The organism is Sphingomonas astragali, from assembly GCF_051400615.1.
Taxonomy (GTDB): domain Bacteria; phylum Pseudomonadota; class Alphaproteobacteria; order Sphingomonadales; family Sphingomonadaceae; genus Sphingomonas.
Map to the genome: position 1 here is coordinate 1436318 of NZ_JBLFFH010000001.1, position 15658 is coordinate 1451975.

The following is a 15658-nucleotide window of genomic DNA, read 5'->3' on the forward strand; positions in this document are numbered from 1 at the left end:
TTCGAACAGGATGGGTCAGGCAAGCGTCTCGCCCTCCCCGCGCAGCCAAGCCAGCGCGGCATCGCGGAGCTGGTCCGGCGCGGCGCACCCGTCGAGCGCGATCGCCGCCTCATCGGGATCGGGACGCTCCAGCGTCGCCAGCTGGCTGTCGAGCAGGCTGGCCGGCATATAATGGTGGGGCCGGTTCAGGAGCCGCCGCATCAGCTCGTCGCGACCGCTGTCGAGGAGCAGGAACCGTGTCGGTACCGCGATCGCCTCCCTCAGCTGATCGCGATATCGGCGGCGCAGCGCCGAGCAGGCCGCGACGGCCAGGCCGTCCGATCGTGCCGTCGCGCCGATCGCGTGCCCGATCCGGTCGAGCCACGGCCGGCGATCCTCGTCCGAAAGGGCATGGCCCGCCCGCATCTTCGCGACCGCGGCCTCGTCGTGGAACCGATCGCCTTCCAGGAACGGGCAGCCCAGCGTATCGGCGAGCAGCGCGCCCAGCGTCGACTTGCCGCTTCCGCTCACGCCCATGACGACGATCGCCAGCGCCTCCATGCCGGTGTGATTGCGTGACCCTTGCAAGCGATGTTCCTGAAGGCTGGCCGGCGACGGGCCCTGGCGGCGTCCCCGAAAGTTCGGGCGAGTCCTAGCGACGGTTCGGGCGCGGGGGGAATTACGACCATGGTCGCGGATGGCAGGGCCGCCGCGTCGGCCTATCCAGACGGAAAGCGGGGGCACGCGTCCCCGTCCGGAGAGGCTTGATCGGGAGCAGCATGAGAGCGCGCCTACTCGCGACCGCAGCCATATGGGCCCTCGGCAGCGGCACCGGCCTCGCGGCGGAGTCGGTTCTGCCGGTTGCGCCGAACGATCCGAAGGCCGTCACCGTACGCGCCCGCGGCGACGGGCGCGCCGACGACACCGACGCCATCCAGCGTGCGCTCGACGCGGCGCGCGACAAGACCGGGCACGGTATCGTTTTCCTGCCGTCCGGCCGCTATCGCCTCACCCGCACCGTCGTGGTGCCGCCGGGCGTGCGCATCTTCGGCGTCGGCCCGACCCGGCCGGTGCTCGTGCTCGGCGCCAACACGCCCGGATTCCAGACGGGCGTGTCGACCATGGTCGTGTTCGGCGGCGGAGACCAATACAACGTCGGCAAGGTACCCGTCCCGGTGCCGACCGTGGTGCCGCGCGACCGGATCGTCCGCGACGCCAATTCGGGAACCTTCTACTCGTCGATGAGCAACGTCGACGTCGAGATCGGCCCCGGCAACCCCGCCGCCGCCGCGGTCCGCTTCCGCATGGCCCAGCACGCCTTCCTCAGCCACATGGACTTCCGCCTGGGATCGGCCTTCGCCGGCGTCTACCAGGCGGGCAACGTCATGGAGAACGTCCATTTCCATGGCGGCCGCTACGGCATCGTCACCGAGAAGACCTCGCCCGCCTGGCAATTCACCCTGATCGATTCGAGCTTCGACGGCCAGCGCGACGCGGCGATCCGCGAGCATGAGGCACGCCTCACCATGGTCAACGTCGCGATCCGCGACACGCCGGTGGGGATCGAGATCGACCGCGGCTATGGCGATTCGCTGTGGGGCAAGGACGTCCGCTTCGAGAACGTCTCCCGGGCTGGCGTCGTCATCTCCAACGAGAAGAACGTCTTCACCCAGATCGGCTTCGAGAACGCGCTCGCCAGCAACAGCCCGGTATTCGCGCGCTTCCGCGACAGCGGCCGGACCGTCGACGGCAAGGGCCGCGCCTACAAGGTCGCGTCCTTCTCCTACGGCCTCGCGGTGCCCGAGCTCGGCCGCACCGGCGACTATGCGACCGAGGCCGACATCCAGCCGCTGCCCGCCATGCCTGCGCCGCGCCCGCCCGCGATCCGCGACCTGCCCGCTGTGGCGGAATGGACCGACGTGCGCTCCCTCGGCGTCGTCGGCGACGGGCAGGCGGACGACACCGCGGCGATCCAGCGCGCGATCGACGGCCATCGCGTCCTCTACTTCCCGACCGGCTTCTACAAGGTCACCGACAGCCTGAAGCTGCGGCCGGACACGGTGCTGATCGGGCTGCACCCGGCGATCACCCAATTCTACATCCCCGACAACAATCCGCGCCATGCCGGGCTCGGCACGGTGCTGCCGATCATCGAGAGCCCGCGCGGCGGCGACAATATCCTGTCCGGCCTCGGCCTTTTCACCGGCCGGGTGAACCCGCGCGCGTCCGCGCTGCTGTGGCGGTCGGGCGAGGACAGCCTGGTCGAGGACGTGAAGATCATGGGCGGCGGCGGCACGCCGACCGCGGACGGCAAGCCGCTGGGAACGCTGTCCGCGCGCAGCGGCGATCCGGTCGCCGACGGGCGCTGGGACGCGCAATACCCCAGCATCTGGGTCACCGACGGCGGCGGCGGCACCTTCACCGACGTGTGGAGCCCCAACACCTTCGCGCAGGCGGGCTTCTACGTCACCGACACCAGCACGCCCGGCCATGTCTACGAGATGTCGGTCGAGCATCACGCCCGCAACGAGTTCGTGCTCGACAACGTCCGGAACTGGGAGTTCCTCGCCCCCCAGACCGAGCAGGAGGTGGGTGATGGGCCGAACGCGATCTCGCTGGAGATCCGCAATTCGCGCAACCTGCTGTTCGCCAACTATCACGGCTATCGGGTGACGCGCAGCTACCACCCGGCGCGTAGCGCGGTGAAGCTGTTCAATTCGGGCGACATCCGCTTCCGCAACGTCCATGTGAACGCCGAGAGCGGCTATGCGACCTGCGACGACGAGGGTTGCGGCACCTTCCTGCGCGCCAGCAAATATCCGTTCGAGAATTCGATCGAGGACATGTCGCGCAAGCTGGTGCTGCGCGAGCGCGAGTTCGCGAAGCTCGACATCGGCCCGGCGGATCGCAGCATCGCGCCGCCGCCGCCCGGCAGCCCGAAGGTCGACAAGCTGGAAGAGGGCTTCTGGTCGATCTCCGGCGCGGCGGTGGATGCTAAGGGTGCGCTCTATTTCATCGACCGGCGGTTCCAGCGCATCTACCGCTGGACCGAGAACAAGGGGCTGGAGGTAGTGCGCGACCAGCCGCTCGATGCGGTCAACCTGGCGGTCGACGGCTCGGGTCATCTGCTGGTGCTGTCGTCGCTCGGCGCCAAGGGCGCAGTCTATTCGCTCGATCCGGCGGGCCCGAAGGACCAGCTCACGCTCATCAAGCCGACGCCCGCGCGCGCGGGATCGGGCGCCAGGACGCTGCTGCCGGTCAACTGGTGGAACAACGGCGAGTTCCGCGACCAGCTCGACCACAAGACCTATCAGTTCACCACGCTCGCCGAGATGTTCGCGCGCGACGCGGGCACGCCCAAGGCGCAGGAATATGTCTCCCCGGACGGCAGCATCGCGCTGCCCGCCTTCCGCGTCTGGCAGCAGGGGCCGCCCGACCACGTCGGCTGGCGCTGGTCCGACAGCCTCAACGCCAACGGGCTGGTGAGCGGCAGGCCGGGCGACCGGCTGTTCGTCACCAACGCGTCGGAGAACGTCACCTACAGCGGCACGGTGGGGCCGGGCGGCACGCTGACCGATCTCAAGCCCTTCGCCAACCGCGGCGGCGAGAGCGTCGCCGTCGCCGGGGACGGCCGCGTCTTCGTCGCGAACGGACAGGTGTTCGTCTACGGCGCCGACGGCAAGGAACTGGGCCGCATCGACGTGCCCGACCGGCCGCTGCAGCTCATCTTCGGTGGGCGCGACCGGCGCACGCTGTTCATCCTCACGCACCACGCGCTCTACGCGGTGACGCCGTGAGGTCTTCCATCACAACAGAAACGAGCAGGTGAGGACCGACCATGCTACCGACTTCCACTGATCATCCCCGCGCGACCGCCCGCCGCGGCCTTGCCACGGCGAGCCTCGCCGCGCTTGTCGCCGCGACCTTGGCCATGCCGGCTGCGGCGCAGCAGACGGCGCCCGCCGCTCCCCCGGCACCGGCGGCGGCGGACCAGCCGCCGGCTGTGGAGCAGGACAGCCAACCCCAGGCGACGCAGAGCTCCGACATCATCGTCACCGGTTCGCGCATCACCACCAGCGGCTTCAATGCGCCGACGCCGACCCAGGTGCTCGGCGAGGCGCAGATCGCCAACAACGCGCAGCCGAACGTCTTCAACACCATCGCCCAATTGCCCTCGCTCCAGGGATCGACCGGCGCGGCGACGGGCACCTTCAGCACGTCGAGCGGGCAGCAGGGCCTCAGCTCCTTCTCGCTGCGCGGCCTCGGCCCGATCCGTACCCTGACCCTGCTCGACAGCCAGCGCGTCGTCGCCGCCAACGTCACCGGCGTGCCCGACATCAGCATGTTCCCGCAACTGCTGATCAAGCGCGTCGACGTGGTGACCGGCGGCGCCTCCGCCTCCTACGGATCGGATGCGGTCGGCGGCGTCGTCAACTTCATCACCGACACGCATTTCGAGGGGTTCAAGGGCAATATCCTGGGCAGCATCACCAAGTACGGCGATGACGAGACCGCATTGGTCCAGGCGGCCTATGGCAAGGCGTTCCTCGACAACCGCCTGCATGTCGTGCTGAGTGGGGAATACGATCATGAAGGCGGCGTCGGTGCGGGCGATTTCGGCACCGACCTCGCCGGCAGCCGCGACTGGTATCGGGCGACGACCCTGATGAATACCGGGCAGACCAACAACGGCCTGCCGCAATTCAACTATCGCGACTATGCGCAGCCCTATCAGTTTTCCCGTTATGGCCTGATCAACAACGGTCCGCTCCAGGGCATCGCCTTCGACCAGAACGGCACACCCTATAATTTCAACTATGGATCGGGCGGTCAGCCGACCGGCACCGGCGCCGTCACCAACTGCTATCCCGGCAACAGCTTCTGCGAGGGCGGCGACCTGTCGGGCGCGCCGGGATCGGGCGCGTCGCTCAAATCGTCGCTGGAACGCATCAACGGCTATGGCCGGATCGGCTTCGACTTCGCCCCGGACAATGAAGTCTATGTCACGGTCAATGTGGCCCAGGTGAAGACCAACAACCAGCCGAGCCCCGGCTATGGCCGGTCGAGCCTGACCGTCCAATGCTCCAACCCGTTCCTGCCGCAACTGGTCCGCGACCGCTGCGCCCAGGCCGGCATCACCCAGTTCGGCTTCGGGTCGAGCAATGCGTCCTTCCCCGACCCGCAGGTCTATACCGACCGGCGCCAGTATCGCTTCGTCGCGGGCGCCAAGGGCAAGTTCGATCTGGCCGGGTCGAACTGGAATTATGACGCCTATTATCAGCATGGCATCACCATCTCCGACATCCGGGTCAAGGATATCGTCCTGCAGAACCGCTATGCGGCCGCAGCCGACGCGACCACGCTCAACGGCGCGATCGTCTGCGCCGATCCGGCAGCGCGAGCCTTGGGTTGCCAGCCGATCAACATCTTCGGCGGCTTCACGCCCTCGGCATCGGCGCTCGCCTATGTCGCGCCGCATGACAACGGCCCGTTCCAGCATACCAAGCTGACCCAGGACGTCGCGAGCCTGAACTTCTCCGGCGAGCCACTCGAGCTGTGGGCAGGGCCGCTATCGGTCGCGTTCGGTGGCGAATATCGCCGGGAGTTCTACCGCGTGAACGCCGATCCCTATGGCGCCGGCGTCTCGGACATCAGCCCCAACAGCGCCGACTATCCGGCGGATCCGCTGCTCGATGCGGCGCAGGGCAGCAACTGGGCGGCCGGCAACTACAAGAACGGCCGCGGCAAATATGAAGTCTATGAAGGCTTCCTGGAAATCGACCTGCCGCTGTTCAACAGCAAGTCGATCGGCCGCGCCAACCTGAACGCGGCCGGTCGCGGCACGCATTACAGCACGTCGGGCACGGTCTGGGCGTGGAAGGTGGGCGGCACCTGGGACACGCCGCTCGACGGCGTCCGCCTGCGCGGCGTGACCTCGCGCGACGTGCGCGCGCCGAACCTGTCGGAACTGTTCGCCGCGCCGACCGTCACGACGCTGCCGAACTTCAACAATCCGACTACGAACCCCCCAAGCACGGTGACGGCGTTCCAGAACACGATCGGCAACCCCGATCTGCGGCCGGAAATCGCGCGCAACACCGAAGTCGGCATCGTCCTCGCGCGCCCGTCCTGGCTGCCGGGCCTCAGCGTGTCGTTCGACTATTACAATATCAAGCTGAAGGGCGTGATCTCCACCCTGTCGGCGCAGCAGATCGTGCAATTCTGCGCCGACGGCAATCAGGCTTTCTGCGGCCTCTTCAGCCTGGAGAACGCCAATCAGAGCCTGAACTACATCAATGTCCAGCCGTTCAACCTGGCCTCCTGGTCGACCAGCGGCTTCGATATCGAGGCAAGTTATCAATGGCAGCGGCCTCTGGGCCTGCCGGGCAGCTTCACCGTCCGTGCCCTCGGTACGCACATCCGCAAGTTCATCGTCGACGCGGGCGTTCCCGGCGTCGACCCGGTCGATCAGGCCGGCGCGAACAACGGCAACACGCCCGACTGGAAATGGCTGGCCGTGCAGACCTATGACAGCGACAAGCTTACCCTGACGGTGCAGGAACGCTGGTTCAGCGACGGCACCTTCGGCAACCAATATGTGGTCTGCCAGTCGTCCTGCCCGGTTTCGACCGGAAACCATCCGACCATCGACTATAACAAAATGAAGGGCGCCTTCTACGTCGACGTCGGCGCCACGTTCAAGATCAGCAACCGCCTGTCCATCTATGGAAAGGTCGACAATCTGTTCGACAAGGATCCGGTGGCCTCGCCGCAGACCAATACCGGTCTGGATATCAATCCGGCGCTCTACGACACGCTGGGCCGCATATACCGGGCCGGCGTCCGCTTCAATTTCTGATACCCCCCGCCGCCTCCCCGGTGGAGGCGGTCCTCTCCGCCTTGTCCCGGCCCCTCGCGGCCGGGACAATTTTCAGGAGACGAGACATGCAAGGCTGGTCAGGCATATTGCTCGGGGCGCTGGCGATGCTGCTGGCATCCGCGACGCCTGCGTCGGCATCGCGATCGGTTTTCGTGACGGCCCCTGACGAGCCGCGCGCAATCACGGTGAAGGGCGAGGGCGACGGCCGTGCGGATGATGCCGCCGCCATCCAGCAGGCGATCGACGCCGCCGCGGCGAAGCCCGGCGGCGGGATCGTGTTCGTGCCGTCGGGGCGCTACCGGATCAGCCGCACGATCTTCATCTGGCCGGGCGTGCGCGTGTTCGGGGTCGGCGCCTCGCGGCCGGTGATCGTCCTCGGCGACAACACGCCCGGTTTCCAGCGCGGCGTCGCCAACATGGTGATCTTCGCCGGCGCCAAGCGTGATCCGTCGCGCCGCGTCCCCTTTCCGCCGCCGGGGAGCGTGCCGTTCGACAAGGACATCGCCGACGCCAATCCCGGCACCTTCTATTCGGCGCTCAGCAATATCGACTTCCAGATCGGCGACGGCAATCCGGCCGCGACCGCGATCCGCTTCCATGCCGCGCAGCACGCCTTCCTCAGCCATATCGACTTCGACATCGGCTCGGGCCTGGCCGGCCTCTACCATGTCGCCAATGAGGCCGAGGACCTGCATTTCCGCGGCGGCCGCTACGGCATCCTCGCCGAGAAACCGTCGCCGGCGTGGCAGTTCACGCTCATCGATTCGACCTTCGACGGCCAGCGCGATGCCGCGATCCGCGAGCATGAGGCGAGCCTGACGCTGCTCAACGTCACCATGCGCAACACGCCCGTCGGCATTGAGATCGACCGCGGCTATGGCGACTGGCTGTGGGGCCAGGACCTGCGGCTCGAGAATGTCAGCCAGGCCGGCGTGATCATCTCCAACGAGGAGAATGTCTATACCCAGGTCGGCTTCCAGAACGTGGTGGCGACCGGCACGCCGGTCTTCGCGCGCTTCCGCGACAGCGGCCGGACGACGGCGGGGAAGGGGAGCCGCTACCGCGTCAAGTCCTTCACCTACGGCCTGACGCTTCCGGGCGTCGGCCGGATGGGCCGGTACGAGACGCGGATGGACGCCGAGCCGCTCGCCGCGCTTCCCGCACCGGCGGCGCCGGTGGTCCGCTCGCTTCCCGCCGTCGGCGAATGGGTGAACGTGCGCACGCTCGGCGCCAAGGGCGACAACGCGACCGACGACACCGCCGCGATCCAGCGTGCGATCGACGCGCACCGCGTGGTCTATTTCCCGGCCGGCTTCTACATCGTCAGCGACACGCTGCGCCTGCGCCCCGACACGGTGCTGATCGGCCTCCATCCGAGCCTGACCCAAATCGTGCTCGCCGACCGCACCGCGGCCTATCAGGGCGTCGGCGCGCCCAAGGCGCTGGTGGAGTCGGCGCGCGGCGGCGACACCATCGTCTCCGGCCTCGGCCTCGCGACCGGCGGGCTCAACCCGCGGGCCACCGCGCTGCTGTGGAGGGCCGGCGCGCAGTCGCTCGTCAACGACGTCAAGTTCCAGGGCGGCCATGGCACCAACCTGTTCGACGGAAGCCGCTTCATCCCCTACAACGCGAACCAGACCGGCGACCCCGATCCTGCCAAGCGCTGGGCCGGCCAATATGCGAGCCTGTGGGTGACGCAGGGCGGAGGCGGCACCTTCGTCAACCTCTGGAGCCCCAGCACCTATGCCGATCCCGGCATCTACGTCTCCGACACCGAGACGCCGGGGCGCATCATCCAGGCATCGGTCGAGCATCACGTCCGCAGCGAGTTCGCGCTCAACCGCGTCGCCAACTGGGAGCTGATCGCGCCGCAGACCGAGGGGGAGGCGGGGGAGAGCGGGGACGCGGTGTCGCTCGAGATCCGCGATTCGCGCGATATCCTCGTCGCCAACTATCACGGCTATCGCGTGACGCGGACGCGCAAGCCGGCGCCGGCGGCGGTGACGCTCTACAACTCGCGGGACATCCGCTTCCGCAACGTCCATGTGAACGCGGAGAGCGGGCTCGGCACCTGCGACGAGAACGGCTGCGCGACGTTCCTGCGCGTCAGCAAATACCCCTATGAGAATGCCATCCGCGACGTGACGCACGGCCTCGACGTGCGGGAACGCGAGTTCGCGGTGCTCGACGTGCCGGCCGATCCGGCGCCGGTCGCGCCGGCGACGTTCGGCGGCGGCCGGGTCGAGAAGCTCGCCGACGGCTTCGAGGCGATCGGCGGCGGCGCTGCCGATGCGGCGGGCGCGCTCTACTTCGTCGACCGCAAGACGCAGCGGATCTACGGCTGGTCGAACGACCGCAAGCTGTCGATCGTCCGCGACAATCCGCTCGACCCCGTCAATCTTGCCGTGGATCGCGCGGGCAACCTGCTCGTGCTCTCGTCCCACGGCCGCAACGGGACCGTCTACAGCTTCAGGCCGGGAAGCCCCGAGACCGAGCTCACCGTCATTCCGGCGACGCCGGCCGCCGATCGTCCGGATGCCGCCAAGGTCCTGCCGGTCAACTGGTGGAAAAACGGCGAGTTCAAGGACCAGCTCGATCCGGCGACGCTCCAGTTCACCACGCTGGCCGAAATGTTCGTCCGCGACATGGCGCAGCCCAAGACGCAGGAATATGTCTCGCCGGACGGCAGCCTCGTGCTGCCTGCCTATCGCACCTTCCAGCAGGGACCGCCCGATTTCCGCGGCTTGCGCTTCTCCGACGCGCTCGACGCCTATGGCTTCACGACGGCGAAGCCAGGCACGCGCGCGTTCGTGACCAATGCGTCGGAGAACAGGACCTATTCCGGCCTGGTCGGCGGGCGAGGGGAGATCACGGACCTCAAGCCCTTCGCCAATCGCGGCGGCGAAAGCGTGGTCACGGACGTCGAAGGGCGCGTCTATGTCGCCAACGGCCAGGTGTTCGTCTACGCCCCCGACGGCCGGGAACTGGGTCGCATCGACGTGCCGGAGCGGCCTCTCCAGCTCCTCTTCGGCGGAGAGGACCGGCGGACGCTGTTCATCCTGTCGCACCGCGCGCTCTATCGGGTGATGCCGGCGAATGCCGGCGGATAGCGGGATGTCGGTTAGATTTCGCTCGTCAGCGTGAGCGTAAATACTCGCGGGATATTCGGGGTGAGCAGGCCGGAATTGCTGACGTTCCAGACGAACCGGTCCGTGAGGTTTGCCACGCGTGCGCGGAGCGTGACCGGATAGCCCTCGACCGCGAAGCGCTGCCTCAGGCCGAGATTGAATATCGCGTAACCGGGAAGCGTCACGCGATTCTCGCGGTCGGCATAGCGTTCGCCGCGGATGCTGACGCCGCCGTCGATCGTGAACCCCGCGACGCCGGGCACGCGCCAGGTGAGGTTGGCAAGCGCCATCACCTCGGGTCGCCCGATCGGGCGTATGCCGATCGATCCGCGATCGACGAGCTCGCCTTCGGTCCGCGCATCGAGATAGGTCGCGCCGAGCACCGCACCCAATCGAGGGGTGATCGGCCCGGCCAGGGACAGTTCGGCTCCGCGATGCCGCACCTGGCCGACAAAGTCGAACGCGCCACCGGCATCGATGCCCGGCAGCGGCTTTGAAAGGTCGAACACGCCGGCGATCAGCGTCGGTCCACCGGCAATGGCGTACTTGACGCCGAGCTCGGCCTGCCGTGAGATCGCCGCGGGCAGCACCGCGCCGCGGTTCACCGCATTGGCCGGCGCGACCCCGGCCTCCTCCAGCCCGCGCGCATAGCTGGCAAAGCCGGTCAGCGCGCGGGTGATCCCGATCGACAGCGCGCCGCCATAGATCCATGGCCGGCTCGTCTGACGCATCACCGTCCCGTCGAGCGCGTGCGCCTGCTTGCGATACTCGACATGCTGGACGTCGGCGCGCAGCTCCGCGAAGCCGCCGATCGACAGCCGATAGCCAAATCCGCCCGTCCATTGCTCCACCTCGTCGCGAAGTCGCAGCGGATTGAGGCCGATCGGCGGCTTGGGAAGGGCAGGCGGCCGGTCGATGTCGGGATAGCGGCCGAGCGTGAAGGCCGCGCCGGGATCGCTGAGCACCACGCTGTCGCGCCGTCGGACCATGGCGATCAGGCGATGCTCCAGCGCACCGGTGGTGACGCGTTTGGCGGCCGTGATCTCGGCGGAGAAAGACCGGCGGTTCTCCTCGCCGAACAACAGGCCGTTCGCTTCGGCCTGGGCATCGCCGTGCGGTAAGCGGATCAGGTTGAAGACGTTGCGCCGATAGGCGAGTTCGGATCTGAAGGCCGATGCGCCGAAGCTCCAGCCATCTCCTGCATCGACGTCGAGGATGGCGCCGGCGAGGTCGCTCTCGTTGCTGGCGTCCATCCATGGCTGTGTCCGATCGATGTTGCGCGATATCCGAGGCGGCGGCGTACCCGCGCTGGCGAAGCTGGTGTCGGCGCCTCGCGTGAACCAGTTGTGGCCCCAAATCCCCGTCAGCCGGATGCCGGCCGTCGGCGCCCAGCGAGGGACGAGGCCGACCGCGACGAAATCTCCGCCGGTGCCGTCGGTATAGCGTTGTCCAAGACTCAGCTGCACGCCGCCGGCCATGCTCAGCTGCCTGTCCTGCGTGCCGCCCGCGAAGCGCGTCAGCACGATCGGGCCCGACCCGCCCCACCATCCGGCCTCGATCGTCGCCTGCATTCCGGGTGCGCCGTCGGGAAGGTCATATTGCACTACGCCGGAAGGGGCGGCGAAATCGGTGCGCAGGCCATTGGCGCCGACACGGATGACAGTGCCCTCCATCAACGGCTGAAGCATTCCGGCCGCCCGGACGAAATAGCGATCCTCGATCCGGTAGTTGCCCGCGCTCTGCAGATCGAACCCGCGTACCTCGCTCTCCGTATAGAGTCCGACTTCCTCGATGCCGATGCGCCGGCCGAAGGCATCGTCGGCGGCGCGCACCACGTCGCTGCCTTGCGGCTGGGGCGGCGGTGATATCGCGGTCTGGGCATGGGCTGCCGGAGCCGCGAGCAGCGACAGAGAGCAGATGAAGCGACGCATGATGCACTATCCCGATGGAACGCTGTCGCCTGGTCGGATGCCGCTGCGGCGCGGGCATCGGGAGCAGCTTGGGACGAATGGCGCGCGGACGTGACGAACGGCAGTTCGCGCCCGCGCGCGCGCGGGTTATCGTGCGGTCATGACGACAGGGGTCCGCGAGTCGATCTGGGAGCAGCAGATTCCGTTAAGCGCCGGGCTGGCGATGGGGTTGCTCGGCTTCCTTCTGGGCTATGCCGTGGGCGGGATGGGGACGCCGGTCGATCCGTTCGTGGCCGAACGGCCGGACGAGGCGCGCCTCGCCAACCTGTTGGTCTGGGGACCCGCGCTCGCGATCGGATTCGCCTGCAAGGAACCAGTGCGCGACCTGCTCGCGGCGCCGCGGCGGCCGCTGCTGATGCTGGCCGTTCTCGCCTTCGTCCCGGTGACGATTGCCGATCTGCTCTCCTCGCAACTGGCGATCGCGATATCCGGGGACATGCGATGCGCGCCGGGTACGCCGCCGCTGCCGACCATCTTCAGCTTCCTGCCGCGGGCCGCGATCCTGGGGACGACGGTGCTGCTGGCACTGCTCGCCTGGGGGCGGCATCTCGAAAGTCTCGCGCGTGGGGGATCTGACGATAGGGTGCTCACGCCGCTGCCGGAGGCATGTTCGGCAGTATCGGGCGAATGGCTCCATTTGCCCGAGGCGCCGCTGCTAAGGGTGCGCATCCAGGACGTGGTGCTGATCCGTTCCGCCGGCAACTACAGCGAGATCGTCGCCAGCGGCCGCGTCCATCTCGTGCGAGCGACGCTGAGCGAGCTTGCCCACCGCTTTGCCCCCCTGGGTTTCGTGCGCGTCCATCGCCAGACCGTCGTCAATGCGCGCCAGATCCGCGAAATCCGCCGCGAGCCGAGCGGACGGCCGGTCGTCCATCTCGCCTGCGGAACGCCGATCCCGCTCGGCCGGCGTTTCAGGTCGGCCATCGAAGCCTTGGGCTAGTTACATGAGGGGGATCAGACCGGCAGCGCGGTGGTCGCCTTGATTTCCGAGAGCGCGACGGTCGAGTTGATCTCCTGCACGCCCGGAAGGCGCGACAGCTTCTCGAAGAAGAAGCGTTCATAGGCCTCGATGTCGGCAGCGACGACGCGCAGCATGAAGTCGACCGGTCCCATGAGAACATAGCATTCGAGCACCTCCGGCAGCCCGCGTATCGACGCGGCGAACTCGTCGAGGTTCGCGCGGCCGTGGGCATCGAGCTTCACGGTCGCGAAGACGTGGGCGTTGAGGCCGACTTTCCGGCGATCGACGAGTGCGACCCTGCGCTTGACGAAGCCCTCGCGCTCGAGGCGGTCGATCCGGCGCCAGCAAGGCGAGGAAGACATCCCGACCGCGTCGGCGATCGCCGCGGTGGAGAGCGACGCGTCGTCCTGCAGCAGGCGCAAGATCTTTCGGTCGAAACTGTCCAGATTGCCAGACATGATTTTCCCAGAAGCAGCGGATTTCGGGTGAGAATAACCTGTATTGCCCCAGATTCCAGCATGATCGGGTAAGAAATTCCGGCGTATCGCGGATATCGTCTCGGGATAGGCCTGGGAAGGAACACGAAATGCGGGACCACGCACAACCGATGGAGCTGCCCGAAGAGGTGGTTCGCCTCGACGACCCTCGGACGGGGCTTGCGGGCGCGATCGTGATCCATTCGACGAGGCTCGGACCGGCGGCGGGAGGCTGCCGCTTTCGCGACTATGCCACCGAGCAGGAGGCGACGATCGATGCTTTACGGCTGGCCGAGGGCATGAGCTACAAGAACGCTCTCGCCGGCCTTCCGTTGGGCGGCGGCAAGGCGGTCATCCGGATGCCGTGCGGCCCGTTCGATCGTGCTGCCCTGTTCCATGCGTTCGGCCGCGCCGTCGAGGCCCTCGATGGACGATATGTCACGGCCGAAGACGTCGGCACGCGCGTCGAGGACATGATACGCGTCGCCGAGGTCACCGCGCATGTCGCGGGGCTGCCGGCCCGATCGGGCGCTGCCGGTGGCGACCCGTCGCCCTGGACGGCGCTCGGCGTGCTGAAGGCGATGGAAGCGGCGGTGGCGCGGCGCCTCGGAGCCGGGCTTTCGGATGTCACGGTTGCGGTCCAGGGACTCGGCCAGGTGGGCTTCGCCCTGTGCGAGCTGCTCCATCGGGCCGGTGCCAGGCTGATCGTGGCCGAGCCTCGCAGCGAGATTGCCGCACGGGCGGCGATCATGTTCGGCGCGGAGATCATGACGTCGCGTGCCCTGCTCGAAGCGAAGGCCGACGTGTTCGCGCCCTGTGCGCTGGGAGCGGTCCTTGACGCACGGTCCGTGCGGCGCCTGCGTGCCGGGATCGTCTGCGGCGCGGCGAACAATCAGCTGGCCGCTCCAGCAGACGGCCTCACGCTCGCCGAGCGCGGCATCCTCTATGCGCCCGATTATGTCGTGAACGCCGGGGGCATCATCAATGTCGCGGCCGAGTATCTCGGCTGGAGCGAAGCCGAGGTGCGGCTGCGGGTCGAACGGATCGGATCGCGGCTGTCCGAGGTGCTGGACCTGGCCGCGGCGGACGGCGTCGTTCCGCACGAGGCGGCGGATGCGCTCGCCCGTTCCATTCTGGGGAGCAAGCTGTCCTATCCCGCGCGCGCGGCCTGATTCCGGTCATGGCAACCGGACATGCTCCGAGGACCGCCCCGCGCGCGGCCGTCTTCGCGATCACGGCGGATCGATGCGCGCAGGTCCTGAGCCGCTTGCTCGGGCTGATTGCGCAGCAGGACCGCGTGGTCGAGTGGGCGCAGGTCGAGTGCTCGGCCAGGACATGCCGCGTTTCGCTCGCGGTCCACGACATCGATTCGCGTCGGGCGGAGATCATCGCCGAGAAGATGCGCGGCTTGGTCAAGGTCCGCACCGTCCGGCTGCGTCTTGCCGCTCCCCGTCGACGGGAACCGATAACGGATATCAGACCTGCGTGACTTCGCGGCAGGCTTCTTCGGCGTGCAGGTTGATCAGCGAGTCCATCAGCCCGTCCTCGGCGCTCGAGCAGACGCCGAGGATCACCGCCTCGTCGCAGCCGTCGCCGGTCACATAGGCATGGCCCATGTTCGAATCGATGTAGATCGATTCGCCTTCCTCCAGCGGCACCGGATCATAGAATTCGGTGTGGACGACGATGCGGCCGCTGACGACGAAGATGAACTCCTCGCCGCTGTGGTGGACGAGGTCGCCGAACTCCTCGGCCGACTTGGCGCGCACCCGGGTCAGCACCGGGATCATGCGCTTCCGGCGCAGCTCGGTGCAGAGATAGTAATAATCGTAATTGCGCGTGTTGACGCGCACCGCGCGGTCGAGGTCGCCGATGCTGCGGCGGGCGGTCACCGCCGCCTCCGGCGCCGCCGCATTCTCGGCGAACAGCTCGGACATGCGGATGTTGAGCCGCTGGCTGAGCTGCAGCAGCTTGTCGTAGGTAAGCGTGAGCCGGTCATGCTCGACCTTGGACAGCGTCGACACCGGAATGCCGCTGCGCTCGCTCATCTCCTTGAGCGTCCAGTCGTTGCGCGCACGCAGACCCTTGAGCAGCGTGCCGAGCGTAGGTTGCGCCTGCTTCATATCGCCCGACCCCGCGCCTGCACACGACCGTTTGACAATTTTCTAAATGGGATCATGATGTCCCAATCAGGACGAGGATGTTTCATGTCAGGCGCCAGACTAGTCGTTCCCGCCTGACGACGCAATCGACCGCAGGCCGCA

10 protein-coding genes are annotated in these 15658 nt (G+C 67.6%); 6 read left to right on the forward strand and 4 right to left on the reverse strand.

Going from position 1 to position 15658, the window contains the following annotated elements; translation table 11 throughout:
- Positions 1 to 15 precede the first annotated feature (15 nt).
- The gene (locus tag ACMGER_RS07065; RefSeq protein WP_436811700.1) at positions 16 to 540 is read right to left on the reverse strand and encodes a gluconokinase; all 525 of its coding nucleotides are present in this window, start codon (positions 538 to 540) and stop codon (positions 16 to 18) included.
- Positions 541 to 758: 218 nt separating this feature from the next.
- Between ACMGER_RS07065 and ACMGER_RS07070 the strand changes: the two genes are divergently transcribed.
- From ACMGER_RS07070 to ACMGER_RS07080, 3 genes are all read left to right on the forward strand, one after another.
- On the forward strand, positions 759 to 3776 hold the full coding sequence (locus tag ACMGER_RS07070) for a glycosyl hydrolase family 28-related protein (protein WP_436811372.1): 3018 nt from the start codon (positions 759 to 761) through the stop codon (positions 3774 to 3776).
- Between the two features lie 41 nt (positions 3777 to 3817).
- Positions 3818 to 6838 carry a TonB-dependent receptor plug domain-containing protein gene (locus ACMGER_RS07075; RefSeq protein ID WP_436811373.1) on the forward strand — a complete coding sequence of 1007 codons (3021 nt, stop codon included), beginning with the start codon at positions 3818 to 3820 and terminating at the stop codon, positions 6836 to 6838.
- A gap of 86 nt (positions 6839 to 6924) precedes the next feature.
- Positions 6925 to 9969, forward strand: a complete 3045-nt coding sequence (locus ACMGER_RS07080; protein ID WP_436811374.1) for a glycosyl hydrolase family 28-related protein — start codon at positions 6925 to 6927, stop codon at positions 9967 to 9969.
- Between the two features lie 11 nt (positions 9970 to 9980).
- Here the strand turns inward: ACMGER_RS07080 and ACMGER_RS07085 are convergent, their stop codons facing one another.
- Positions 9981 to 11918, reverse strand: coding sequence for a TonB-dependent siderophore receptor (locus ACMGER_RS07085; RefSeq protein ID WP_436811375.1), 1938 nt, complete (start codon positions 11916 to 11918; stop codon positions 9981 to 9983).
- A 139-nt stretch (positions 11919 to 12057) separates the two neighbouring features.
- Between ACMGER_RS07085 and ACMGER_RS07090 the strand changes: the two genes are divergently transcribed.
- On the forward strand, positions 12058 to 12897 hold the full coding sequence (locus tag ACMGER_RS07090) for a LytTR family DNA-binding domain-containing protein (protein WP_436811376.1): 840 nt from the start codon (positions 12058 to 12060) through the stop codon (positions 12895 to 12897).
- A 14-nt stretch (positions 12898 to 12911) separates the two neighbouring features.
- On the opposite strand, the gene ACMGER_RS07095 is transcribed toward ACMGER_RS07090, so the two are convergent.
- On the reverse strand, positions 12912 to 13376 hold the full coding sequence (locus ACMGER_RS07095; protein ID WP_436811377.1) for an Lrp/AsnC family transcriptional regulator: 465 nt from the start codon (positions 13374 to 13376) through the stop codon (positions 12912 to 12914).
- A 128-nt stretch (positions 13377 to 13504) separates the two neighbouring features.
- On the opposite strand from ACMGER_RS07095, the gene ACMGER_RS07100 reads away from it, so the two are divergent.
- On the forward strand, positions 13505 to 14566 hold the full coding sequence (locus tag ACMGER_RS07100; protein ID WP_436811378.1) for a Glu/Leu/Phe/Val family dehydrogenase: 1062 nt from the start codon (positions 13505 to 13507) through the stop codon (positions 14564 to 14566).
- An 8-nt stretch (positions 14567 to 14574) separates the two neighbouring features.
- Positions 14575 to 14883, forward strand: coding sequence for an ACT-like domain-containing protein (locus ACMGER_RS07105; RefSeq protein ID WP_436811379.1), 309 nt, complete (start codon positions 14575 to 14577; stop codon positions 14881 to 14883).
- Here ACMGER_RS07105 and ACMGER_RS07110 read toward each other — a convergent pair.
- The gene (locus ACMGER_RS07110) at positions 14870 to 15517 is read right to left on the reverse strand and encodes a helix-turn-helix domain-containing protein (RefSeq protein WP_436811380.1); all 648 of its coding nucleotides are present in this window, start codon (positions 15515 to 15517) and stop codon (positions 14870 to 14872) included. The genes ACMGER_RS07105 and ACMGER_RS07110 overlap by 14 nt on opposite strands.
- Between the last annotated feature and the right edge of the window lie 141 nt (positions 15518 to 15658).

What these genes read in the sequence shown, in the direction of transcription:
- ACMGER_RS07095 (WP_436811377.1), bottom strand. Translation starts at nt 13,376, where the DNA reads ATGTCTGGCAATCTGGACAGTTTCGACCGAAAGATCTTGCGCCTGCTG.
- ACMGER_RS07080 (WP_436811374.1), top strand. Translation starts at nt 6,925, where the DNA reads ATGCAAGGCTGGTCAGGCATATTGCTCGGGGCGCTGGCGATGCTGCTG.
- ACMGER_RS07065 (WP_436811700.1), bottom strand. Translation starts at nt 540, where the DNA reads ATGGAGGCGCTGGCGATCGTCGTCATGGGCGTGAGCGGAAGCGGCAAG.
- ACMGER_RS07090 (WP_436811376.1), top strand. Translation starts at nt 12,058, where the DNA reads ATGACGACAGGGGTCCGCGAGTCGATCTGGGAGCAGCAGATTCCGTTA.
- ACMGER_RS07085 (WP_436811375.1), bottom strand. Translation starts at nt 11,918, where the DNA reads ATGCGTCGCTTCATCTGCTCTCTGTCGCTGCTCGCGGCTCCGGCAGCC.
- ACMGER_RS07105 (WP_436811379.1), top strand. Translation starts at nt 14,575, where the DNA reads ATGGCAACCGGACATGCTCCGAGGACCGCCCCGCGCGCGGCCGTCTTC.
- ACMGER_RS07075 (WP_436811373.1), top strand. Translation starts at nt 3,818, where the DNA reads ATGCTACCGACTTCCACTGATCATCCCCGCGCGACCGCCCGCCGCGGC.
- ACMGER_RS07100 (WP_436811378.1), top strand. Translation starts at nt 13,505, where the DNA reads ATGCGGGACCACGCACAACCGATGGAGCTGCCCGAAGAGGTGGTTCGC.
- ACMGER_RS07070 (WP_436811372.1), top strand. Translation starts at nt 759, where the DNA reads ATGAGAGCGCGCCTACTCGCGACCGCAGCCATATGGGCCCTCGGCAGC.
- ACMGER_RS07110 (WP_436811380.1), bottom strand. Translation starts at nt 15,517, where the DNA reads ATGAAGCAGGCGCAACCTACGCTCGGCACGCTGCTCAAGGGTCTGCGT.